This is a genomic window from Acinetobacter portensis (assembly GCF_010646905.1).
Taxonomy (GTDB): domain Bacteria; phylum Pseudomonadota; class Gammaproteobacteria; order Pseudomonadales; family Moraxellaceae; genus Acinetobacter; species Acinetobacter portensis.
In genome coordinates this window covers 1,586,823-1,610,135 of record NZ_JAAARQ010000002.1, presented here as the reverse complement: position 1 = coordinate 1,610,135, position 23,313 = coordinate 1,586,823, and the positions used below count along the sequence as shown (strand labels likewise).

At 36.9% G+C, this 23,313-nt stretch carries 16 protein-coding genes; 10 read left to right on the top strand and 6 right to left on the bottom strand.

Translation table 11 applies throughout. The features are described from left to right. Positions 1-128 precede the first annotated feature (128 nt). The 4 genes from rpsO to GTK57_RS07640 form a co-directional block, all read right to left on the bottom strand. Positions 129-398, bottom strand: coding sequence for a 30S ribosomal protein S15 (gene rpsO, locus GTK57_RS07655; RefSeq protein WP_152874857.1), 270 nt, complete (start codon positions 396-398; stop codon positions 129-131). Positions 399-1,192: 794 nt separating this feature from the next. Continuing rightward, positions 1,193-2,941 carry an exodeoxyribonuclease V subunit alpha gene (gene recD, locus GTK57_RS07650; protein WP_163124654.1) on the bottom strand — a complete coding sequence of 583 codons (1,749 nt, stop codon included), beginning with the start codon at positions 2,939-2,941 and terminating at the stop codon, positions 1,193-1,195. 81 nt (positions 2,942-3,022) lie between these two features. Next, positions 3,023-6,727, bottom strand: coding sequence for a UvrD-helicase domain-containing protein (locus tag GTK57_RS07645; protein WP_163122329.1), 3,705 nt, complete (start codon positions 6,725-6,727; stop codon positions 3,023-3,025). Between the two features lie 3 nt (positions 6,728-6,730). Beyond that, positions 6,731-10,420 carry an exodeoxyribonuclease V subunit gamma gene (locus tag GTK57_RS07640; RefSeq protein ID WP_163122326.1) on the bottom strand — a complete coding sequence of 1,230 codons (3,690 nt, stop codon included), beginning with the start codon at positions 10,418-10,420 and terminating at the stop codon, positions 6,731-6,733. A 162-nt stretch (positions 10,421-10,582) separates the two neighbouring features. On the opposite strand from GTK57_RS07640, the gene GTK57_RS07635 reads away from it, so the two are divergent. Continuing rightward, positions 10,583-11,089: a hypothetical protein gene (locus GTK57_RS07635; protein ID WP_152874854.1), complete on the top strand. Its 507-nt coding sequence runs from the start codon at positions 10,583-10,585 to the stop codon at positions 11,087-11,089. 67 nt (positions 11,090-11,156) lie between these two features. Here the strand turns inward: GTK57_RS07635 and pap are convergent, their stop codons facing one another. Continuing rightward, a complete protein-coding gene (gene pap / locus GTK57_RS07630; protein ID WP_163122323.1) occupies positions 11,157-12,572 on the bottom strand; it encodes a polyphosphate:AMP phosphotransferase in 1,416 nt (471 codons plus the stop codon). 114 nt (positions 12,573-12,686) lie between these two features. Between pap and GTK57_RS07625 the strand changes: the two genes are divergently transcribed. The 6 genes from GTK57_RS07625 (at position 12,687) to GTK57_RS07600 (ending at position 18,661) form a co-directional block, all read left to right on the top strand. Continuing rightward, positions 12,687-12,911 (top strand): hypothetical protein, encoded by a 225-nt coding sequence (locus GTK57_RS07625; protein WP_163122320.1) that lies wholly within the window; start codon positions 12,687-12,689, stop codon positions 12,909-12,911. Positions 12,912-13,266: 355 nt separating this feature from the next. Next, positions 13,267-13,971, top strand: a complete 705-nt coding sequence (locus GTK57_RS07620; protein WP_163122317.1) for an FFLEELY motif protein — start codon at positions 13,267-13,269, stop codon at positions 13,969-13,971. Between the two features lie 155 nt (positions 13,972-14,126). Then, positions 14,127-15,074: a bifunctional demethylmenaquinone methyltransferase/2-methoxy-6-polyprenyl-1,4-benzoquinol methylase UbiE gene (ubiE, locus tag GTK57_RS07615; RefSeq protein ID WP_163122315.1), complete on the top strand. Its 948-nt coding sequence runs from the start codon at positions 14,127-14,129 to the stop codon at positions 15,072-15,074. Between the two features lie 10 nt (positions 15,075-15,084). Next, positions 15,085-15,759 carry a ubiquinone biosynthesis accessory factor UbiJ gene (locus GTK57_RS07610; protein ID WP_163122312.1) on the top strand — a complete coding sequence of 225 codons (675 nt, stop codon included), beginning with the start codon at positions 15,085-15,087 and terminating at the stop codon, positions 15,757-15,759. 12 nt (positions 15,760-15,771) lie between these two features. After that, positions 15,772-17,391, top strand: a complete 1,620-nt coding sequence (locus GTK57_RS07605) for an ABC1 kinase family protein (RefSeq protein WP_163122309.1) — start codon at positions 15,772-15,774, stop codon at positions 17,389-17,391. Positions 17,392-17,584: 193 nt separating this feature from the next. Next, complete coding sequence (locus GTK57_RS07600) at positions 17,585-18,661, top strand: patatin-like phospholipase family protein (RefSeq protein WP_163122306.1); 1,077 nt, start codon at positions 17,585-17,587, stop codon at positions 18,659-18,661. Between the two features lie 50 nt (positions 18,662-18,711). Here GTK57_RS07600 and GTK57_RS07595 read toward each other — a convergent pair whose 3' ends face one another. After that, positions 18,712-19,428, bottom strand: a complete 717-nt coding sequence (locus GTK57_RS07595; protein ID WP_163122303.1) for a hypothetical protein — start codon at positions 19,426-19,428, stop codon at positions 18,712-18,714. A 180-nt stretch (positions 19,429-19,608) separates the two neighbouring features. Here GTK57_RS07595 and GTK57_RS07590 point away from each other — a divergent pair, with 180 nt between their 5' ends. From GTK57_RS07590 to GTK57_RS07580, 3 genes are all read left to right on the top strand, one after another. Then, entirely contained in the window at positions 19,609-20,913 is a 1,305-nt protein-coding gene (locus GTK57_RS07590; RefSeq protein ID WP_163122300.1) for an FAD-dependent oxidoreductase, read from the top strand. A gap of 97 nt (positions 20,914-21,010) precedes the next feature. Continuing rightward, positions 21,011-21,793 carry a bifunctional phosphoribosyl-AMP cyclohydrolase/phosphoribosyl-ATP diphosphatase HisIE gene (gene hisIE / locus GTK57_RS07585; protein ID WP_163122297.1) on the top strand — a complete coding sequence of 261 codons (783 nt, stop codon included), beginning with the start codon at positions 21,011-21,013 and terminating at the stop codon, positions 21,791-21,793. A gap of 17 nt (positions 21,794-21,810) precedes the next feature. Further along, entirely contained in the window at positions 21,811-23,313 is a 1,503-nt protein-coding gene (locus tag GTK57_RS07580; RefSeq protein WP_163122294.1) for a UvrD-helicase domain-containing protein, read from the top strand.

Genomic DNA, 23,313 nt, shown 5'->3' with positions numbered 1-23,313 from the left:
TTTTAAACACAAAGAAGGAGCGAAACATTCGCCCCTTCCCCATTACCTAGCCGAGACTAGATATTCTTTTGTCTTCTGTACTAAAGCACTTAACATGCAATAATCCGAAAAACAAAGCTTAAATCGAATTAACGACGTAAACCTAAAGCAGCAATCAAAGCGCTGTAACGAGTAGCATCTTTACCTTTAAGGTAATCAAGAAGCTTACGACGTTGGTTAACCATACGGATAAGACCGCGACGGCTATGATGGTCGTGCTTATGTTCTTTAAAGTGACCTTGCAAATCATTGATTTGTGCAGTTAATAAAGATACTTGAACTTCTGGTGAACCAGTGTCGTTTTCAGCGCGAGCGAATTTTGCAATGATCTCTGCGCGATCTGCGTTTGTTAAAGCCATTCGATTTCTCCGAGATGCTTATATAAGTTTAGTTTGATACAAATCAAATTGATTCTTCAAAACCAATTTGACTGCCGTGCATCACTACAGCAAGCCAACCATTTTAAGGTAAAAAGCACTGAATTGCAAAAGAGAAATTGGTAAGGATTTTTCAAAATTCTAAAAATATCAGGAAATTGATTTGTTAATATAAAAACTACAATATGTACAAACTTTAACCGTTACAATACACATAGATAATTCAAATATAAGTTTTATAAATATATATTAACCATTAAATATATAAAGCGGTTTGGGCAAACCCAAACCGCTTTATTGCGCTGTATTTTCTTCTTTTATTGATATTATTGTTTTATTTATAGTCGTATTTTACGCTTCATTGCGTCTTTTTATTTTAATGTAAACCATCCATGGGATACTTAACTTTCCTTATGGATGCTAGTTTGCCACATATAATAACGTGATGTATTCGCCATTTTCTTATATTTTTGTAAGCTTTGACATACATTGTGTGTTTCAGAATCGGTTTAGCACACAAAGAAAAGCCTTGTAGTCTCTCCCAAAACTACAAGGCTTAGCGGCTGTAAATTTCCTCTTTCACTTACTTCACTGTAAGCTCGTTGTCTAATGACTTTATTCTTATATTTTGACGATTACCCAGCATTCCTTGCTTGGTTTGTTGTACAAACTAATCTTCTCAAAAACCAAAGCAAAGCTCTATGCGCAAATCGCTTGAATCTTTGTAAGCCATTTCGTACAAGATCAAAAAAGTATTTAAAATCAATAGCTATTTTTTATACTTTGTTCAATTTATTTTGAATACCACTTTTCCTAGATGTCTTAACCGTTAAAGCTTGTACAAAAGATTGCCGATCTACCAATAAGCTAACCGCAGCTTTTGCACGCGTAATTGCCGTATAAATAAGTTCTTTGCTCAGTAAATTTTGTGCAGCTTGATCCAACACCACCGCAGTATGCGTAAATTCTGAACCTTGTGATTTATGAATGGTTAAAGCAAATGCTGTTTCTATATTTTTAGGCAATCGTGTTGCGAGCACCCACTTTTCTAGACTTGGAAAATACACATTGTATTGCGCTTTTCCATCATTCATTTTATTAAAACAAATACCAATATCACCATTCGACAAGCCCAACTGATAGTCGTTATAAGTCATCATTACAGGCCGTCCAACATACCAATCACCCTGCTTCACACTATTTAACTGACTTAAAATGCGCTGTTCAATTTGATGATTGATTTGCGTTAAGCCAAAAGTACCATGTCGTATGGCTGTTAAAATTCTGTAATCATCAAAAATTTGAACAATAGAATTTACAAGTAACTCAGGTTCATCGCTTTCCAAATATTGTTTTAGTGCTTGCACATAAGATGCATAACCCAACATCAATTTATCGTAGTAAGCTGTTAAATCTGATTGATTCGATAATTCTGTAGGCAAATATTCCAAATTCACCTGATCTTGCATGTCTTTTGAAAGGACGATTTCAATTAAATGACTTGGCTGAACAACTGCTTTATGAAAAGCATCTAAGATGGATTCCGCAGATTGATCATCATGTGATTGTTGAATGAATTTCGCCATTTCACCAATTAAAGCACCGTCTTTAAAACGTCGGCTTGTGACTAAATTTACAAAGTTAGATTGTAGTGATTCAACATTTTGTAAATCTGCCAATACAGAACCAACATCTACAGAAGCAAGCTGATTGGCATCGCCTAATAAAATAAGCCTTGCCTGATCTGGCACAGCGGCAAATAGCATTTTTGCCAAACTTAAATCGAGCATTGAAGCTTCATCAATCACAATAACATCGTATGGCAATGGCTGCTTTTCATGAAAACGTGGTAGATGACCATTTCCTAAACCCAATAAACGATGAATGGTAATAGGTGTAAGTCGTTTTAAATCTTTACTTAATAAGTTTTGTAATTTTTCATCTTCAAACGACTTTTGTAATGCTTCTTTCATTCGTTGTGCAGCTTTACCTGTTGGTGCTGCCATGGCAATTCGGATATCAGAAATTTCTTGATTTAGCACCGCAATAATACGCGCTAAAGTATAGGTTTTACCTGTTCCAGGCCCACCTGTAATAATGCTAAAGCCATTTGTAGCCACCATAGACAAAGCATTTTTTTGATGTGAATCTTCAAGTAAATCATTATATTGATTGAGTGAAATAGCAGATACTTTTTGATTTTTTAAGCGTGTAACTTGCTGACAAAGCGCATTCTCTAGCACCCAATATCGGTATAAATACAAATACTGATCATCATGTATAAATGGTGCAACATTTTGGCTTGATACATCATCTTTATGAATCACCAAGTCTTTTAAAGATGCTAAATCATCCGTATTCAACGCAATACAACTATCACCTTGTGATGCAGCTTCAAGAACATCTTGCATAATTTTTGTGGAATTTTCCGATTTTTCTGCATGATTAAATGGCGATTTTGCTAAAAAATCACTCCATGTCTGAAACCACTCTACTGCGTGGCTTTCAGGTTGTTGTTTAATCATTTTCCGCTTGTTTTCCACACAATTATCCTCAAAGTTATCCACAGACTAATATCATGTTTAATCGAATCTTTTTTTAATGATTTAGACTTTTTCGGGTAGTTTATCGACAGAAAAACTGCCTAATATAGAATCAAGTCGCAAAATAAACTCTGCTTCGGGTTTCCAATAATGTATTCCTTGCGATTTCTCGCCATTCATCCCCCTTAAATACAGATAACTTGCCCCACCTAAATGTTGATGAATATCATAGCCTTCGAGTTGAACTTTTAAATAGCGATGTAAAGCAACTAAATATAAACCTGCCTGTAACCAATAACTGGTTTGTGACATACTTTGCTTAATTTCATTTGTACTATATTGAGATTGGTCTGTACCTAAGAAATTACTTTTATAATCGGCAATTTGGTATTGCTGACCATCGAAATACACCAAATCGATAGAACCTGTTAAATAACGTGCTGAATTTGCATCATTCAGTTCAAGCATTTCAATACCGTATTCTGCAAATAATTGATAAATACGTTTTGTTGCTAAGACATGATCTGACAAGGACAAATAGAATGGAAATTCTGCCAAATGATTTTCCACGCTTAATTGATTCAGCATAAAATTTTGGTGCAATGGCGTTGTTAAAACATCGTTTAACCATTCTGCCAATAAAGCAATGAGTTGATCTTCCGAACCTTCAATAAATTCTTGATGATATTTTTCCGATAGTTCCAACCATAAACTAGGATAATCATTTTTAAAACGACGATGAATTTCTAAATGCCATTCGCTTGAATCTTGAAAATCGATATGTTCAAAAATTTCGTGTAAAAAGTTACCTGCCAATGTTCCCATTGGGAAATTACGTTTAATCCACGCAATAGGTTGTGTCGTAATCATTTCAATTTCAGGAACTAAATTAATTTCATCTTCTGCACTTTCCATTTTTTCAGTTTTTACCGCTAAAGCATCAATAGCTTGCTTGCGTGTTAAATGTTGCGCCAAAGCACTAAAACTAGTTTTTGTTCTTGGATAAAAACGTTGCATTGGAAATTGCTGTGCATATAAAGCCATTGGCTCTGCTTCTGATGCTTTTCGTATTGGCGGTCGCTCTGTTAATAGGGCTTCATCTACACTAAAAGGATGCTGAAAAACATCTGCACCTTGACCACGCCAAAATGCTAAACCTGTGTTCGATTTGCCTTTTTGATCTTGCAACATGGCATAAACACGGTAACTTCCCCGAGTTAAAGCCACATACCACAAACGATGCTGTTCCGCTTCTGCTCGCGCATTGTGTTGATTTACATCTTGTTCTGAAACAATGAGTTCATTATTTACAGCAACAACACGTTGTAATTCGGTTTTACCTGTTTGTGGATTAACCTGTTCAACTGTGGAAAAGTTGAGGGTTTTCCCCATTTCACGAAAATCTTTATCTGCGCCCAATAAAAAGACGATTTTAAATTCAAGACCTTTCGATTGATGAATGGTCATCAACTGCACACCTGCCTCATTCGACAGTTTTCGCTCAAGCTCCCATTCTCGTTCACTTGGCGATTGCAGTTGCTTCAAATACCAATGATAAAGACTTTGCGCCCCTTGATATTGTTCACTATGCTGACTTAAAACTTCAGTCAAATGGCGTAAATTCACCACAGCTCGTTCATTTTCCCGACTTTGTGTTGCAACTAAATTTTCCCAAATTCGAAATAAATTCAGCGCATATTGCCAAGCGGTTAAAAAGCCTTTTTCAAGCCACATTTCTCGAATTAAATCGAAGTCGTAAATAAACGTTGTTAAGCCTTCAGGTTGCTGTTCAAGCGCGATTAATTGTTGCAAATTAAAGTTTAATAATCGGCTGAGTAATGCGCGTTTTATTTTGCCTTCATCGTATGGATACATAATGGCTGTTAAAAATGCACCGACATCTTTCGCAACTTGGCTATCAAAAACACTGCGTTTAGATGGACGATTTACCTTAATACCTAAACGTTCCAACTCATATTGAGCTTTGTCTAAACCATCATGATTCTTCGATAAAATCGCAATATCATCGGCAATTAAATAATGTGGCGATGCATCATTTACATATAATTTTTTTTCGATACCTTGATTGAGTAAATCTCGAATTTTCCACGCGACTTGAATGGCTTCATCATTTTTATCTTCAAGCATTAACCAGCGTAAAGGTTGATGATTCTGCCCTTTTTCATCGACCAATGCTGGATGCGGACGTGAACCAGCTTCTACCAAGCTATAAGGTACATTTTCGCCAAAATCCATTTGACGTTGGAATAAGGCATCAACCACTTCGACCAATTCTTGAATTGAACGATGATTGTATTTCAAACTATACAAATGCCCTTTTTTTAAGATGACATCTGCACGAGCTTTGTTATAGGTCAGCATATCTCCGCCACGAAAGCCGTAAATGGCTTGTTTCGGATCGCCGACCATAATCATACAGCCTTGCATATAGCGCTTAGGTTCACGCCAAATTCTGGCAAGCATATCGTCTTGATCTTGGTTGGTATCTTGAAATTCATCAACCAAAATTAGTGGATATTTCGCTTGAACAAATTGTGCAAATCTTTGCCCTTGAACGCCTTGTAAAGCTTCTGACAGCGTTCGTATTTGTTGCGCGAAAGTTGTTTCACCTTTTTGCTGTAAGACTTGAGGTAAACGCTTTTTCACCTCTTTACTTAAATAGAATTTTAGATAAGCATCTAGCAAATCTAAACTGATATTTAACTCAGCGACTTTTTCAAAAAATGCTTTTAAAGCTCGAATAACCACATGATGATTAAAGTTTTCTAAAACATCTTCAGCACATTTATTCAGTACTTTTTTCGTGGATAATTCGGTGAGATATTTAACCGTATTTTCAAAATGAGGTGCAAATAAAGCATAACTTTTTCGTTCTGCCAAAGCTGTAAAAAACTCGGGTAAATCAATTGTTAATGTTTTTTGCATTAAATCATTGGTACGCCATTTTTTTGCCACAATAGAGTTGTATTGACCATCGGGCAAATAATATTCACTTAATGTCGCAACTTGGCTTAAATCCAATTCAAGCAGTTCATCAATTGCCGTTTCAAACTGATCTAAATTAATTTTCGGTGCTTCAATCTGTTGAAATTGAGCAGATGCGAAATTAAGCGTGTTTTCCACAACACCGACATAATTATCCACAGATTTGAGTTTTTGCTGTAACAGCAAATAATTCACGACATTTTGTGGTTGCGACTGAATCCATTCACGCAAAACATCGTGAATAAGTTGCAAGGTATAACTTTTCGCATCATCTGTAATTTCAGCACGTTCAATTTTGCCACTTTCAAAGGCAAATTCACGTAATAATTTTTGACTAAAACTATCTAGCGTTCCAACAAATAACTCATCTAATTGATCAATCACCAACTTTAAACGTTCACGAGCATAGTCAACTTGCGTTGCATAATCGCTTAACACCTTTTTATATAAAGGATCTTTTTCTTGTTGAATATGCGCTTGAATTTCAGCTTCAGTAGATTTTTGAAATTTCTCAAAAAACTTTAAGGTATCGACCAAACGAATTCGAATTCGAGATTTTAGTTCTGCGGCTGCTTTACGAGTAAATGTGGTCGCAATCACTTGATTTGGTAAATAAGGTCCAAGAAAAATACGCACCATTAAGCTTGAAAGCGTAAAGGTTTTCCCCGTTCCCGCCGAAGCTTCAATCCAATGTAGACCGTCAAATTGCATATCTACAATTGGTTCAAAAGACACGTTTTCTAAAGTTTGAGGATGATTCATGTTTTACTCCTCAATCGTTACTTGATGCATAAATATGGGCTGATATAAATCATATGCAAAATGCTTACAGGCATCTTCCAATAAAATAGTGGCATCTTGTTCTTGTAGAATAAATTGCCAATCTCGATGATGTTTGGTCGCTTCATTTTCAGAAACAGAAAAGCCTGTGAATTTTCCATCAAAATTCCAATCTTTATACAAATCATCCATATTTTGAATGATCATTTTCTGATTTTCATCAAACATCCATTCATGTTTTTTGAGTTTTTCAGCAGGTTTTAACATCAGTGCGGCAGGTAAAACCAAAGGCTGCGTTTGACCATATTCCCAAGCTTTAAACCAAGAATCTAAATATGAACGTGCTTGATTTGATGAAACACCTTCGCAGGCAATTGTATTGTCACTAAAAACAACAATTCGCGCATGATCGGCACCGCCATCACCCAAATTCAAATAGGCAATCCAAAGTAAATATTCCAACCAAACTTTGGCACGGCGTTTTGCTCGCGCACTTGATGCTTCTAAGCTTACCCAAAGTTTTGCGCCATGTTTTGGCAAGGTTAAATTGATATGTAGATTCTTATCTACCCGCCAAATTTGCTGCGTTGTAGCTGTTTCAGTTTCTGCATATTGCTGTAATCGTGCATTTAATTGTGCTTGTTCAACCATGCTCATTTGCCATGCACTTTCTTGAATTTTACCAATAGGAAGCTTATCCATCAGCAATGCTGAATTTGCTTCTCCATCGTACTTTTTCAAGAAATCTCGCATTGCATAACGCCCCAAACCATCTAAAAGCAACGGCTCTTGGGTGTCGGGTAAATCTTCCGATTTTAAGTTTTTCACGCCTAAAGTTTTTAAATATAAATGCGCAGGAAAAGTGACATCTTGAATCCATTGATGGCTATCGAGCACCTGAATATCTTGTTCTAACAATGGATATTGGGTATTCGCCCATTGCGTTCTTTGCCCTTTTGCAAAGCGAATTTGATTGGCAACTTTGAACCATTGATCTTGATATCGCACAATTTCAGAAGATTCAAAACCGACTGGATCAAATGGTTGAAGCGTATGAACCTGATAAATCGACTGCAATTGTTTTGCAACTTCAATGCCTTCTATCGACACGGTTTCATTTAAGCTTGAGTCTGTATTTTCTGCTTTTACAATGAAGGCTAAATGTTGAATAAGCTCTTGCAATACGGTGGATGGGTCACGTACCTCACCATCGCTGACATCAAAGCCGTTATAGAACAGCCACAAATTTTCTTGTGCCAATAATAGCGAATCTAAGAATGCGCCTTGTTCATCTTCCAAACGTGAACGATCACCTAATTGTGGTTTCAAAATTTCCATTAAATCGAAAGGTAAATGCGTGTTTCGATTTGGGAACTTTCCACTATCTAAATTGAGCATCACAATAAGTTTATAAGGCAACGGACGTAATTGACCAATTTGGCTAAAAGTCACTTGCCCTGTCGGTTCGGCTTGTTCTACTTGCGAATCGAGCAAGACATTTATTTCTTCTAAAATGTAGCCCAAAGGCAAACTGAGAGCGTTCAATGCATGATGATTTTCTTCATCGTAGAAACTTGCCAGCGTTAACATTCTGTCTTGCTTTTTAATGAGTTTATAAACTGAATTTAATGAGTCGACACCCAAATCAATAAACTCATTTACATCAGCCATTAAGGTTTTAAGCCATTTTTCTACACGAATTTTCTTTCCTAATTCGTGTGCAATCATCCAATTTCGACGTGCTGAAAAATCTTGATAAATCTGAATAAGCTTAGCGATAAGCTCAAAATCACTAGGTAAAACATGCGCAAAACTCAAAGTATCATTGAAAATTGCATGTTCAGGAATTGCCACACCCAACGCTAAACGATCTAAGGCAAATTTAAAACTGTAGCGATAGTCTTCATCGCCCTGCTTTAAACTTTGCTTTAAGTGTTCTTCATCGAAACCACGTTTAAAACCTGCTGCTATCAGCAGTTCAACCATTCTGTCTACGCCATTAATATCTAATTCATAGCGCAGTAAGGTTGCATTTAAGCCAAGCCAATCTGCAAAATCTTCTACCGTAAAACGACCTTGAACCAGTTGAATACGACCAAGCACAGAACGCCATGCATTTGCGGCATCAATTTGCGTCACACCTGCAATTTGCACAGGAAGATAAACACTATCTTGGCTTAGTCGTTGCGCCTGATTTTCACGTGAATGGTGTAAATTTCTATCGCTTGGTGGTGGTGCAAAAATACTGCGAATTAAAGGTTCAAGTTGTTTCAAATTGGGCGTTAAAACCAAAATATCACTAGGTCTTCTTGGGTTTTCTTTATCGCCATTCGACAACCAATGAATCAACTGATCTTTTAAAACTTCTAATTGTCTTTGCGATGAATGACACACATGAATTTGCACAGAATCATCATCTGCTTTTAGTTCATACGAATTTTTTTCAGGCTCAACCAAATACAGAACATCGGACTGAACTTTTGCCAATAATGAATCTGTATATTCATCGACAAATAAATCTGCCCAAACGCCTTCTTCACCCGAAGATAAACTTGAGAGCAATGAAAAGTGATCACGTGCTTGCTTACCAAAACGCGTGAGTAATGGATGACGAGATTCACGCGTTTGTGCATTGAAATTTAAAGTAAATTCATCAAAGAACTTTTGGATTTGTTCATCGGTTGCGCTTGGATTTTTTTCAATAAAACGCTCTTTTACGCGAACGTCATAACGAGCTTTCCAATTTGGATCGACGCTATCTGCCCAATATTCTTGCGATGGGTTGTAATGCAAAATATAAATATCAATGTATTGCCCCAAACGACGCAAAAATTGCAATTGGCTTGGCGGTAAATCTAATAAAGTAAAGACTACAAGCTGATTGGGAAGCTTGCTTAAAACAGCATTGGGCTGTTCAGGAGCACCCAAAGCCTGCCAAAACAACGCATCAATTTCTTCCATTTCTTTAAAGTCTTGATGAAAGACTTCTTGCCATAACCAACGTTGCCACGCTTCTAATTCTTGCGCCTGATTTAAGGTAAACGCTGAGATTTCCGTATCTGTTTTAAAGAACATATTTTCAATATTCAGTTCTTTATTTTCACCCCATGCATCTAACCAATTGGTTTGACAATGGCACGTTCCAACACATGCTTTTTGACAATATCCTCGATAACTCATGTAGTTGGAAAACAATTGCGAAACTTGCTGAGAAACCCAATACAGCATATTTTGCTTTTTTAGCTGTTTTTCTAAACCCTGTTCTAATCGATCTGCACTGTCGTAAATACGCTGAACAATAGGATGCAACGGATGTTTTAAATCGAGTGGATTTTGTTCCGCTTGAATAAACTCTTTTAATGCCTGAAAAACACGCCATTTAATAATTAATTTTGGAATATTGGCTTTACGAACTTTGTCTTTATCATCTTGTAAAACCTGTTGATAAGCAGACCATTGAAAACCACGAATTCGATGATGAAATGCGGTATTTGCACTGATGCCTTTTTTTTCTGCCAAACGCTGTGTAAGCCACGCTTCTATGGCGGGTGATGGCACAATAAATTGCTGTGTTTTGAGAACTTCAAATGGGTTAGATGTCGGTTTTCGAACAGTCTTGAGCATCGCTTCAACAAGCACATCAATGCGTTGACTTTGAATGACATGAATCCCCATTAAATTTCATTCCTTTTCAATTTATGCAATACAAAACCTTCAAGATTATTTACTATACTTTAATGTCTGTCTATGTCACTTTAAAAACATTATTCATGTGTAAAAACTCTTTGAATAAAACATCTTCTAAAAAGTTTTACGCGTTTTAAGGTACTTAATAATATGAAAATAGATAATATTCCTGAATCTCTTGATCCAACGCTGAATATTGAAGCTATTCGTGCGGAATGCCTCGAACTTGTGAAAAAGCGTTCTTATTTTTCTGCAGGTGCTGCGGTTATTCCTGTACCGTTCTTAGATGTTGTGATTGACGTTGGTATCTTGTCACAACTGATTCCCGAAATTAATACACGTTTTGGTTTAGCACCTGAACAAATTAGTGTCTATGATCCTGCAACCAAAGAAATTCATTGGAAAGAGCTACGCAAACGTGGCATCGAGTTCTCAGGCTTCGTTGTTGCTCGTACTGCGGTTAAAAAATCATTAAATAATATTGCGGCAAAAGTCATTACCAAACAAATCACCAAATTTATTCCACTTGGCGGACAAGTTATTGCTGCAAGCTTGGGCTATTTTGTCATGAAAAAAGTAGCCGAAGCGCATGTTGAAGATTGCTACCGCTTAGCCAAACAAATTCAACAAAAGCAAACAACGACCATTATTCAATAAACCTTAAATTTGAACCTAATATTCAGCCTCTGCCATTTTAAGTAAATGACAGAGGTTTTTTACAGACTTAATCTGCTTTCAATTGTTTTAAAATGGCTTTTAACACTTCTAAACGTGCGTAATTTTTATTGTCGCTTGCAATAATATGCCACGGCGCATATTCAGTACTTGTACGCTCGAACATATCTGCGGCTGCTTTTAAATAGTCATCCCAACGTTCTCTATTCCGCCAATCTTCCGCAGTAATTTTAAACTGTTTATGCGGTGTTTCTTCACGTGCTTTAAAACGACGTTCTTGTTCATCTTTACTAATTGCAAGCCAAAACTTAATAACCAAAGTTCGGCTATCGAATAAATCTTTTTCAAAACGGTTGATTTCGTTATAAGCACGTTGCCACTCTGCATCATTGGCAAAGCCTTCAATACGTTCTACCAAAACTCGCCCATACCAAGATCGATCAAAAATACTGATCTTTTCTTCGGGTTGTAGCTTTGTCCAAAAACGCCATAAATAGGGTCGAGCCAATTCATATTTTTCAGGTGCTGCAATGGTGTGAATTTCATATTCACGTGGGTCGAGCTTTTTCACAATTCGTTTAATTGCTCCGCCCTTTCCTGCTGCATCCATACCTTCAAATACAATTACTACATTTCGATCATCGAAACGTAAAGCTTTAGACACTTTGTTTGTCAGCTTTTTCAGTTCGGCTTTGTATTCATCTTCCGCAATATCATTTTTAGGAGGATTCACTAGGATTTCAGGTGTTTTCGCCTGTTTCCATTTGCCTTTTGCTTTGGCTTGATGTTCTGGAAGATGCTTTAATTTACGTAATATATGTTGGGCAAATTGTTGATCTCGTGCCGTTTTATCTTCGCAATCGACAATCACCCAATCGTCTGTAAAGCGTTGGCGTAAGCGTTGTAAGCTGTCGTATTGTTTTTTATTGCGCCAATCTAAACCGTGTAATTTATGCCAATGTACTTCACTCGGATCCATTTCATTTAAACGGCTTTGTAGGGATTTCCAAGAGAGATCGAACCAAATTTTAATGACATCTACATTGTTATTTTTTAGGTCTTGTTCATAGGCACGCATATTTTCCACGTATTCATCGAATAGGGTTGAATCTAGTGGTTTTGATACATGTAATGCGGTGGATAATAGGTCTGAATACCAGTTACCAAACATCACCATAATTTGCCCTTCGGCAGGAATGGAACGTGAATAGGGTTGCCAAAATGTTTTTTTATGGTCGAATATATAGGGTGCATCTGCTTTTACTCGTAAATAGCGTGGATCGACCCATTCACGTAGTTGTTTAACGGCTTCGCCTTTACCTGCTAATTCAATTCCATTGACCAAAATCAGTAAACTTTTAGCGTTCGATTTGCCTTTGGTTTCTTTCATGGAATATTGAGCTTCAATTAACTCTACAGATAATAGTTCTTCTTGCATGAGTTTAAATTCAGTTTCTTTTATCATCGTTATTCATACTTTTCATACCCTATGATTTGAGTATATAAAAAATAGAGTTTGGTATGAGAGATTTTTTGGTAAATAATAATCTTCCCAATGCTAATCTAAGAAGAATAAAAAATGACAAGAAGTGAGCTAATATTATTTTTAAACAGCATATACATAAGTAATGATAGATATTCTTTCGACAAAATTAAAAAATCTGATTGTCTTAGCCTTCTATATGAAAAGCAGAAATGGAATATTTACTATACAGAAAGGGATAAGCCTGAATTGATTGCTAGTTTTGAAAATGAACAAGATGCAAATTTATTTATTGCACATGATTTTAAACGGCAAATATAATTTTTCTTACTCAATAGTCTTGCCCTATCAATAAAAATCTATTTTTTTATTTGTACAATTAATTTGGTTATTACGAACAGCATTACTCCTATTTATAATTTCAGGAACATCTGACAAATCTAGTCATTCATTAGAAACATCGCCTTGAGCAAGCAAGTTTTTAATCTCATCATTTTATTTGCCCCCAATTTTTCATTTCAAACAATGTACTACAAGATTGTATTTTTTGACTATTTAGCCTTATTTGTTTAAATGATAAATCTAATACTTCCCCAACTTTTTTCTTCCAAACCATAGCGAATCTAGCCAACAACAATTAAAATTCGCCTATTAAGTACATCACCTGAGACGATACATGTCTAAACTTGCTGTTTTAGATGAGCTTTTAGAACTTTATTACCAACTGAAATACCATAAAAATCAGGACATTTTTTACCGCCTGCAAGACGTTCAAGCATGGCAAAAACAACGAATACAACGCACACATGCAAAACAATTTGCAGAAAAGCAAAATATTTTAATGTCAGAATATTTTTTAAATCGACTGTATGGCGGGCCAGATTTCGATGCACTTGCAGGGCAAATTGCACGAATTGTAAAATATGCACATAAAGCCGAAAAACTCATTCCTGAAAATGCCATCACAACAGGAACATCAGGCGTAAAACTAGCCATTTTAGCCGTTCAGTTAGATGAACAAGTCGCTATTCAATTACTTGAAGATTATCCAAATAATCCTGCATTAAGCGATGAAATGATGCGCCTCACCTATTTAAAACTCAATCAAGGTGAAAACCGTTTAAAACAACTACGCTTACTCGATGAGCTAGGCATCAGTTTAGACAAATACATGCGCTCATTTATGGTTCAAGCTGCATTTAAAATGTGTAAAGGCGCTGCGGCTAAATACCACTTCGACATTATGTATGACTTTATGCAAGATGGCTTTTTGGCGCTAAAACCGTTAAAGTCGGCAGAGAAATTTGTAAAAGAATTTACTGCAATAGAGCGACAAATTGTTGATAAAGTTCATGCAGGCGATTTAAATCCATTTCAATAATGGACAAAACTATTTAAAGGGGAAATAAGTCTAAGCTTTATTTTCCTGTATATTATTCATAACAATTGCACGCTGATTGCTGTACATCGACTTAGAATCTGTCATCATGCTAGCATTGCAAAATTAACCCTATTCTTATGTTAGGAGTGACTCAAATGTCGAATGAAAATCAAACGCCTACCTCTTCTTCTGCGTCGGCACAAACAGACAAAGTGAGTCCTTTTCTAACCGAGCCACTTCCTCAAGGTGCGCCACAAGGTCAACAACAATCTTTAGAACTTCCTGCTTCAGATACACCTGTAACAGGTTCTAGTGCTGTACCTAAATACAATCTTCCACGTGGTGCAAATACAGGCAATGTAGGTGCAACAACACATTTCGGCTATCAAACTGTCAATAGTGAAGAAAAAGCGCAAAAAGTTGCTGAAGTATTCCATTCTGTAGCAAGCAAATACGACATCATGAATGACTTAATGTCATTTGGTATTCACCGTCTTTGGAAACGCTTTGCAATTAACATGTCTGGCGTTCGTCGTGGTCAACGTGTACTTGATATTGCAGGCGGCACAGGCGATTTAGCAAAAGTATTTAGTCGTGAAGTCGGTCCAACAGGTCATGTTGTACTTTCAGATATTAACGAATCTATGCTGAATGTAGGTCGTGATCGTTTAATTGATGCAGGTTGCACCAATGTCGATTTCGTTCTTGCCAATGCTGAAACTTTAGAACCATTTGAAGACAACAGCTTCGATCTTTTGACCATTTCTTTTGGTCTACGCAACGTAACAGATAAAGATGCTGCACTTGCTGCAATGTACCGTGTTCTTAAGCCAGGTGGTCGCTTACTTATTCTAGAATTCTCTAAACCAGTATTCGAGCCATTCTCTAAACTTTATGACTTCTACTCATTCACCGCTTTACCAATTATGGGTAAAATTATTGCGAATGACTCAGAAAGTTATAAATATTTAGCAGAATCAATTCGTATGCACCCAGACCAACGTACTTTAAAAGGTATGATGGAAAATGCGGGCTTCCAAAACTGCGATTATCACAACTTAACAGCGGGTGTTGTTGCTGTTCACCGTGGTTTCAAACTTTAAGGTTATGACTATGTGGTCGATTCTGGCACTTGGTGCAGTTGAACGATTCGTTAACCATATCATTGATTTGGATGCGATTACTCGCATTCAGCTCAATGAACTTCAAGGCAAAATGCTTCGTGTGGTTTTAGATCAACCACAGCTTTCAGTTGATGTTTTCTTCGATGAAAATAAAGTTCGTTTAGAACCAACAGTCACAGGTCATAGCGAAGCATCTTCAATATTTGAACAACGCCCTTTCGATAAAAACCAACAAGTTTTTGAAGCAACAGCAACATTACATGTAAAAAATGTCGTTGAACTGCTTAAACTTTTAGTTTCAGATGAAGTGGGAAACATTCCACTACAAGGCGATTATCACTTATTGCAAGATATTCAAAAAATTATGCAACAAGCTGAACCCGATTTAGCTGCGCATTTAAGTCCTTGGATTGGTGCTAGCCTTGCACATGAAATTGGTAAAACTCAACGTGCGCCAAAACATTTAAAAAAGACTTTGCAAAGTTATGCATTCTTTGCTGAAGATGCCTTGAAAGAAGATTCAGGCTTATTTGCCTCACGTTGGCAAATGGACGATTTAAATCAAGATACTCGCATTTTCAAACAAAATTTAGACCGTGCTGAAGCAAAAATTCAACAGCTTCAAACACAAGTCGATGCATTAGAAAATACAACTCAAAATTAGGTAATTACATATATGATTCCGCACGTTTCACGTTTACTCGAACTTTGGCGTATTGCAGCGCACTATAGACTCGACACGTTGTTCCCTGCGGATGAATTACCTGAAAAAGCACGACATATTTTAAGCATAATCCGCATGCACCCTGCTGCGTGGTCAAGCAAAGAAAGTAAAAATCCTTTAAGGCTAAAACAAGCTTTGGAAGATATGGGACCGCTTGCCATTAAAATGGGACAGTTGCTTTCAACACGTCGTGATTTAATTCCACCTGAAGTTTTACAACAACTCACGCTTCTACAAGACCAAGTAAAACCATACGGTGTAGATGTTGTAAAATCACGTATTCAACACTCACTTAAAGCAGATGTTGCAACCCTATTTGCACGTTTCGATGAGCAACCTTTAGCAGCAGCATCTATTGCACAAGTTCATACTGCTGCCCTGCACGATGGTCGTGAAGTTGTTGTAAAAGTGACACGCCCCGATATTCGTGCGCAAATTATTCAAGATTTTGAAATCTTAGAGTGGTTGGGTCACAGCTTAGAAAAACGTTTAGAAGCTGCTCGTGCGCTTCATTTATCTGAAATTATTCAAGACTATCGTCAAATCATCTTAAAAGAACTCGATTTAACTTTAGAAGCAGAAAACACACGTCGTATGCGCCATTACTTCACAGGCTCTAGCATGATGTATGTGCCTGAAGTGTATATGGATAGCAAAGATGTGATGGTGGCTGAACGTATTACAGGCGTTCCAATTTCAGATACCGCAACATTCGATAAATTGGGGATGGATCGTAAAGATCTGGCTGAAAAAGGTTTAACCATTTTCTTTACCCAAGTGTTCCGCGATAACTTTTTCCATGCAGATATGCATCCGGGAAATATTTTTGTAGAAACCATTAATCCAAGCAAGCCACGTTATATTGCGCTCGATTGCGCCATTATGGGCGAGCTGTCTAAGCACGATCAAATGACCGTTGCACGTATGTTACTTGCTGTCATGAACAGCAACTTCATGCAACTCATTCAAATTGTGCATCAAGCGGGTTGGATTCCACCGGGAACAGATCAAGATACATTAGCAAGAGAAATGCGTCGTACTGTTGGCCCAATGGTGTCAAAACCAATGAGCGAACTCGATTTTGCAGGTATTTTGCTTGAAGTGATGGATATTGCACGTCGTTTCCATTTGGAAATTCCACCTCAACTTATGCTTTTATTGAAAACATTAGTACATGTTGAAGGTTTGGGTACAGACTTATATCCTGACTTAGATATTTGGCAACTTGCTAAACCCATCCTGACAGATTGGGTGAAAGCCAATATGAATCCTGTGAAAAATATCAAAGAGTTAGGTCAGCAAATTCCTGACTTACTTCTTGGTGCACAAGATTTACCAAGTTTAATGATTGATAGCTTAAATGGTTTAAAAAACCAATCTGCGTGGCAAGCAAAGCAATTACAAGAATTGCAAAGTATGCGCTTGCAGATGGAACATCAGCAAAAACGCAGTTGGATTTTTGGCAGTATTATGGCAATTTTCCTGTCTATTGCCGTTATTGCACCATGGTACGTATCGACAGTACTCATTGTACTTGCTGGCTTCTTGGCAATTTGGCGTGTATCTAAATAAAGATGATTTAAAAAATAGTTTAAATAAAGATAACTTTAATAAAAAAATACCTGCTTTTGAGCAGGTATTTTTTTAGCTTTACGAAAAGAATGATGGCATGACTCATGAGTCAACAAGTGACTACTCCTGCCATTGTTGTTAAATATCTAACATCTACAATAGTTTACATGTTTGTAATGATCTAAAAATTGTAATGCAAATTCTAAAAAAACAACCACCTGCTTTAAATATTCGTGCAGGTCATCTTGCGCGTCAGCTTATAGAAAAAGAAGGCTTACATGCATCTCAAGTAGATACGCTTCCCGGAGCAGCAGGTGGTCCCAAAGGTATTGGTATACAAGGTTTAGATCAAGCTATTTTCGGCAACTTTCTTGCGCAATCACCACAACGTAGAACCGTCATTGGTTCAAGTATTGGCAGTTGGCGTTTTGCGAGTATTTTGGCTTGGGAGGCAAAAGACGGTACAGAAAAACTTTCTGATCTTTATACAAATTTGCATTTCACTAATAAAATGTCACGTGAAGAAGTCGGTGATATTTGTCGCAATATGCTACTCGAATTAATTCAAGGCAAAGAACAACAACTTGTCGAACATCCTAATTATCACTTAACTGTTCTTTCGGTAAAATCTCAGCATATTTTCCAAAGTGATAAAGCCTTACCTTTACTTGCTTCGGTTGCAGGTATTGTCAGTAGTAATGCCATTGCACGTAAACATAATCGTTTATTTATGCAACGCGTGATTAGTCAGCCCAATATAGGCGAACAATTTAAAGTTGAAGATGATTTTGTCACACATTACCAAACCTTGAATCATGACAATATTTTAGCTTGGCTGATGGCATCTGCTTCAATTCCAGGGGTGATGTCTGCTGTTCGAAATATTCCAAATGCACCTCAAGGAAGTTACCGTGATGGTGGTTTAATTGATTATCACATCGACTTACCATTTCAAAGTAAAGGCATTGTTTTATATCCACATTTTACCGACAGCATTACGCCTGGGTGGTTCGATAAAATGTTAAAAAACAGAAAGTCGAATCCTGAGAATCAAGCACGTACTTTATTGTTATCTCCATCTCAAGAGTATTTGGCTTCATTGCCTTTGGGACGTTTGCCTGACCGTAAAGATTTCACCTTAAAAGGTTTAGATCAAAGCAAGCGTATTCAACTTTGGAAACAAAGCATTTCTGAAAGTCAGCGTTTGGGCGATGAATTTTTAGAAATGATTGAAAAGCAAAATTTTGCTGAATTCATGTACGATTTGTGAAATAAAAAGTAGCTAATTAATAGCTACTCTCTTTTCATTTATATTCAAATTTATGGACTAACTGAATCCCCAATTACGGCAATACTAGCTAAAGGCATAATGATAGCATCAGCCACTAAACTTATGGGTGTCATTAAAATATTAAATAGCAAGTTACTCGAACTTACCGATTTCTCCGTCTCGAAATAACCAACTTTCACTAAATAACTTTTCGACATGTTTTCTCGCTTCATCGCGTTCATTTCATCATTGAGTAAAATAATTTTTCCGTCTATTGGAATATATGTAATTAAATAAGATTCTTGTTCTTTATCTACGACATATGTCTTTGTTTTTAATTTATTTGATAATGTTTTTAATATTTCTTTTTGTTGTAGCGTTGGTTGTTCTATTGTAAATTTAAACCCTAAAGTAGACTTGAACTCATAGTTTTTATGTTGTTTAGGATCTACTGTTAATTGCAGACCATCTCTTGAATTCGTCATAATTTCGAGCTTTTTATTTTTCGAAGATAACAACAGAAGCTCATTAATCTGATAACTCCCATTTTCTATCAAATAGGCATAATTCTGACCAACAACCATAAATTTTGTAGGTTCATTTTTTTGAATGACTTTAACAAAACCAGCAACTTGATCTTCTTGAATCATATGAAATGTTTCTTTTTTTTCATTGACTGGAAATTTTTTCCAAGTATCTAATGTATAACAAGCCGTTAGCAACATACTTATAAATATAACCGTTACAAGCAACGTCATTTTTTTCATCTAATTTTTCCGTCCCAATTAAATAAGCAAATTTATTGATTGTTAAAATCAACAAATATTTAAATATTTCTTAATAATAGGGGTGGAATTTGTATACTTAGTACACTAAATGTAATTTACTTCTTTCTTAATTATCGAGATAATCAAAACAATAAGATCAAATATATTTATTCAAATTTAATGATTAAAAAGCATATTGCCATTATTGGGGCTGGCACAGCAGGTATTGCATCTGCAATTCTTTTAGCCAAGCAAAACATTCAAGTCAGTATTTTTGAAAAAGCGGAAAATCTAGATCCTGTAGGTGCGGGTTTACTCCTCCAGCCTTCAGGTTTGGCCGTATTTGAACATCTAGGTATTTTAGAACACGCACTTCAACTTGGTACAATTGTTACAGGTCTTGAAGGTCAACTTGCCAATGGACAACTGCTTGTAAATAGTCACTATAAACAAGCGAATGAAAACTTCTACGGACTTGGTATTCATCGTGCAAGCTTATGTCATGTTTTAGAAAGCAAAGCTCGCGAATTTCCAAATCACATTCATTGGTATATGGGGCATGATGTTCATACGCTCAATGAAAATACAGATGACATCCGTATTAAAGGAACATCGAGCAATGGCAAATTTGAAGCTGCTTTTGATGTGGTGATTGTTGCCAATGGTGCACGAAGTTCTATTCGCCCCGAAGCTTGGGTGAAAGTAAATAAGCCTTATCCTTGGGGTGCAAAGTGGATTATTGTGCCCGAGTGCCAAGAATTGAATCCTCAAATTTTGCATCAATTTTATGACAAAGCCCAAACCATGATGGGCATTATGCCAACAGGCGCTATTCCACATAGTACGAATAAACTTTCAAGTGTTTTTTGGAGCATGCCCTCAGAACAGCTCGATTCTTTTTTATTAGATAAAGCATCTCAGCAAAAGTGGCTACATCAGGTTCATCAAAGATGGAGTAAAGCCGCAGAATGGCTTGAAACCGTACTTCCTGAAGAGAACAATCAAGAAAAATGGCTATCTGCCAATTATAGAGATGTGGTGATGTCTAAATTTGGCGAAAGCAGAATTGGCGTCATTGGTGATGCTGCTCATGCAATGAGTCCGCAACTTGGGCAAGGAGCAAATATGGCTTTGCTGGATGCTTGGGCTTTAGGGCAATCATTCCAAATAGCAACACAAAAAGACAATTTAGACTTAAATGAACTTTGGAAAAGTTATCATCAGCATCGACAACCTTCCATTCGTTTTTACCAATTTTTTAGCCGATTACTTACACCGCTGTATCAATCACATTCCAAAATTGCAGGACCAATTCGAGATTTATCCTTTTTAAGCATGTATCAAATCCCCTATTTCCGCAAAGAAATGGCGATTACGATTTCAGGCTTAAAATCGAATATGTTGCAAACAATGAATTATGCAGATATTGCAAAACCCGCGAAAGATCATACAGATTTTGCCCTAAACACTTTAAAAATAGATTAAGATTTATTTCCTTAAAAGGATGTGGATGCCGTACACTATCGAAACGATACGGCAGACGTATTGATTAATTTTTTGAAAATATTTTGGTGAAATACTCATGAATAATGTGCAATGGCTCGATGAAGTAAAATTTAACGAACAAGGTTTAATCCCTGCCATTGCTCAGCATCATCAAACAGGTCGTGTGTTAATGGTTGCGTGGATGAACCGTGAAGCATTAACCTTAACGGCTGAAAAAAACCAAGCGGTTTATTTTTCTCGTTCGCGTAATAAATTGTGGCACAAAGGCGAAGAATCAGGTCATTTCCAAACCGTTCATGAAATTCGTTTAGATTGCGATGCAGACGTAATTGTTCTTCAAATTGAACAACACGGCGGAATTGCATGTCATACAGGTCGTGAATCTTGCTTCTATCGTAAACTTACGCCAAATGGTTGGGAAATTGTAGACGCTCAAATTAAAGATCCGAACCAAATTTATGGCGAGAAATCGACAAATCCACATACGCTTGCAATGAATGCTTCAACTGCAAAATCTGAACAAGTGGATGTTTTGTCTTATTTAGGAAAAATGATGGCAGATCGTAAAAAATCCGATCCTGACTCATCTTATGTGGCGAAGCTTTATCATAAAGGTTTAAACAAAATTTTAGAAAAAGTGGGTGAAGAAAGTGTTGAAACCATTATTTCTGCTAAAGATTTTGACTCAAAAGCCAATGAAGACAACAAAAATGATGTCATTTACGAAGTCGCTGATCTTTGGTTCCATACCATTGTGATGCTGGGTTACTTCGATTTAGATGTTCAATTGGTGCTCAACGAACTTGCTCGTCGTCAAGGTTTATCTGGCTTGGTTGAAAAATCGAATCGCCAGCATTAATTAAAAGTAAATAATCTGTGTCTGAAAATAAAAAACCAAGTGCGACCTATGAACAAGCAACTGCGATTGATAACGCACATCTAGGCAAATCTTTTAAAGTGATTGCCTATGCAGGCACAGGTAAAACCACCACATTACAAATGATTAGCGATGCCATGCCACAAAGACGTGGCATGTATCTCGCTTTCAACAAAACCATTGCCGCAGAAGCACAAAGTAAATTTCACCGAAATGTCGAGTGTCGAACTTTTCACTCTTTGGCTTATAGAAGTGTTCCACGTGGAATCACCGATAAATTACGTTTACCGCGTTTAAGCCCAAGTTTTATTGCCAAAGAGTATCGATTAGAACCGATTACGCTTCGACGTATGATGGGTGGGCGTTATGAAAAATACGTTTTAATGCCTTCACGATTAGCAAGTTTGGTTGCCAATACCGTCAGCTATTTCTGTTCTACAAGCTCGCAATACCCTGCTCCTCGACATATTCAAGCGCCTAGTTGGTTGCATCCTGATGATATTGAATCTTTACAAATTCATTTGTATAAAGCCGTTGAGCGTCGTTGGTTAGAATCGATTGATCCAAATCATGAAGCAGGAATTGGACACGATATTTATTTAAAACTTTGGGCTTTGTCTGAACCGAACATTCCATCTGACTATGTTTTATTTGATGAAGCACAAGATGCAGACCCGCTCATGCTTGGAATTTTGCTGAAACAGCGAAATTCACAAGTTATTTATGTCGGCGATGCACATCAGCAAATTTATGCTTGGCGTGGCGCTGTTAATGCCATGCAGCAACTTCCCTTGCCCGAATCTCGCTTAACGACATCGTTCCGTTTTGGTGAAGAAATTGCATTGAATGCCAATGCCATTTTAGGTGCATTGAATGAAACCGTGCCGTTATTGGGTAATCCACAACTCAATTCCAAAGTTGTGAATAAACCACATACCAAAATGCGTGATGCAATTTTATGTCGTACCAATGCACGTGCCATGGAACTGTTACTTTCAGGTTTGCTTCATGGTGATAAAGTCAGCTTGCAAGCAGATCATGTGAGATTAAATAAATTTGTGGATGCTGCAAGCATGCTCAAGCAAGGCAAACGTGTTGTCGATGTGCCTGAATTGGCTTGGTTTAATTCTTGGCACGATGTTCACGAATACTGTGAAACCAACGATGGTAGCGACATCAAACCATTGGTTAAACTCGTTGATGATCATGGAACAGATCCGCTAAAACGTGCTTTAGCGAAAATCACACCTATTGATCAAGCCGACTATATTATTTCTACAGCGCATAAAGCCAAAGGTTTAGAGTGGAATCGTGTTCATATTGAAGATGACTACCAATTTAGACTGAACGATAAAGACTTTAAAATTAGCGATGAAGAATTACGTTTATTATACGTCGCATGTACTCGCGCTAAGTTAAGCTTAAATATTCACCATATTTACGATTTGGTTCAACAACTCAAAATAAAAATGCCAATATCACTACGTAAAGCTGTGGGTTAA

Excerpts from the sequence above, each read along its gene's own strand:
- GTK57_RS07590 (WP_163122300.1), top strand. The coding sequence starts at position 19,609 with ATGATTAAAAAGCATATTGCCATTATTGGGGCTGGCACAGCAGGTATT.
- hisIE (WP_163122297.1), top strand. The coding sequence starts at position 21,011 with ATGAATAATGTGCAATGGCTCGATGAAGTAAAATTTAACGAACAAGGT.
- rpsO (WP_152874857.1), bottom strand. The coding sequence starts at position 398 with ATGGCTTTAACAAACGCAGATCGCGCAGAGATCATTGCAAAATTCGCT.
- GTK57_RS07625 (WP_163122320.1), top strand. The coding sequence starts at position 12,687 with ATGACAAGAAGTGAGCTAATATTATTTTTAAACAGCATATACATAAGT.
- GTK57_RS07640 (WP_163122326.1), bottom strand. The coding sequence starts at position 10,420 with ATGGGGATTCATGTCATTCAAAGTCAACGCATTGATGTGCTTGTTGAA.
- GTK57_RS07635 (WP_152874854.1), top strand. The coding sequence starts at position 10,583 with ATGAAAATAGATAATATTCCTGAATCTCTTGATCCAACGCTGAATATT.
- ubiE (WP_163122315.1), top strand. The coding sequence starts at position 14,127 with ATGTCGAATGAAAATCAAACGCCTACCTCTTCTTCTGCGTCGGCACAA.
- pap (WP_163122323.1), bottom strand. The coding sequence starts at position 12,572 with ATGATAAAAGAAACTGAATTTAAACTCATGCAAGAAGAACTATTATCT.
- GTK57_RS07600 (WP_163122306.1), top strand. The coding sequence starts at position 17,585 with ATGCAAATTCTAAAAAAACAACCACCTGCTTTAAATATTCGTGCAGGT.
- GTK57_RS07605 (WP_163122309.1), top strand. The coding sequence starts at position 15,772 with ATGATTCCGCACGTTTCACGTTTACTCGAACTTTGGCGTATTGCAGCG.
- GTK57_RS07620 (WP_163122317.1), top strand. The coding sequence starts at position 13,267 with ATGTCTAAACTTGCTGTTTTAGATGAGCTTTTAGAACTTTATTACCAA.
- GTK57_RS07595 (WP_163122303.1), bottom strand. The coding sequence starts at position 19,428 with ATGAAAAAAATGACGTTGCTTGTAACGGTTATATTTATAAGTATGTTG.
- GTK57_RS07610 (WP_163122312.1), top strand. The coding sequence starts at position 15,085 with ATGTGGTCGATTCTGGCACTTGGTGCAGTTGAACGATTCGTTAACCAT.
- GTK57_RS07645 (WP_163122329.1), bottom strand. The coding sequence starts at position 6,727 with ATGAATCATCCTCAAACTTTAGAAAACGTGTCTTTTGAACCAATTGTA.
- recD (WP_163124654.1), bottom strand. The coding sequence starts at position 2,941 with ATGATTAAACAACAACCTGAAAGCCACGCAGTAGAGTGGTTTCAGACA.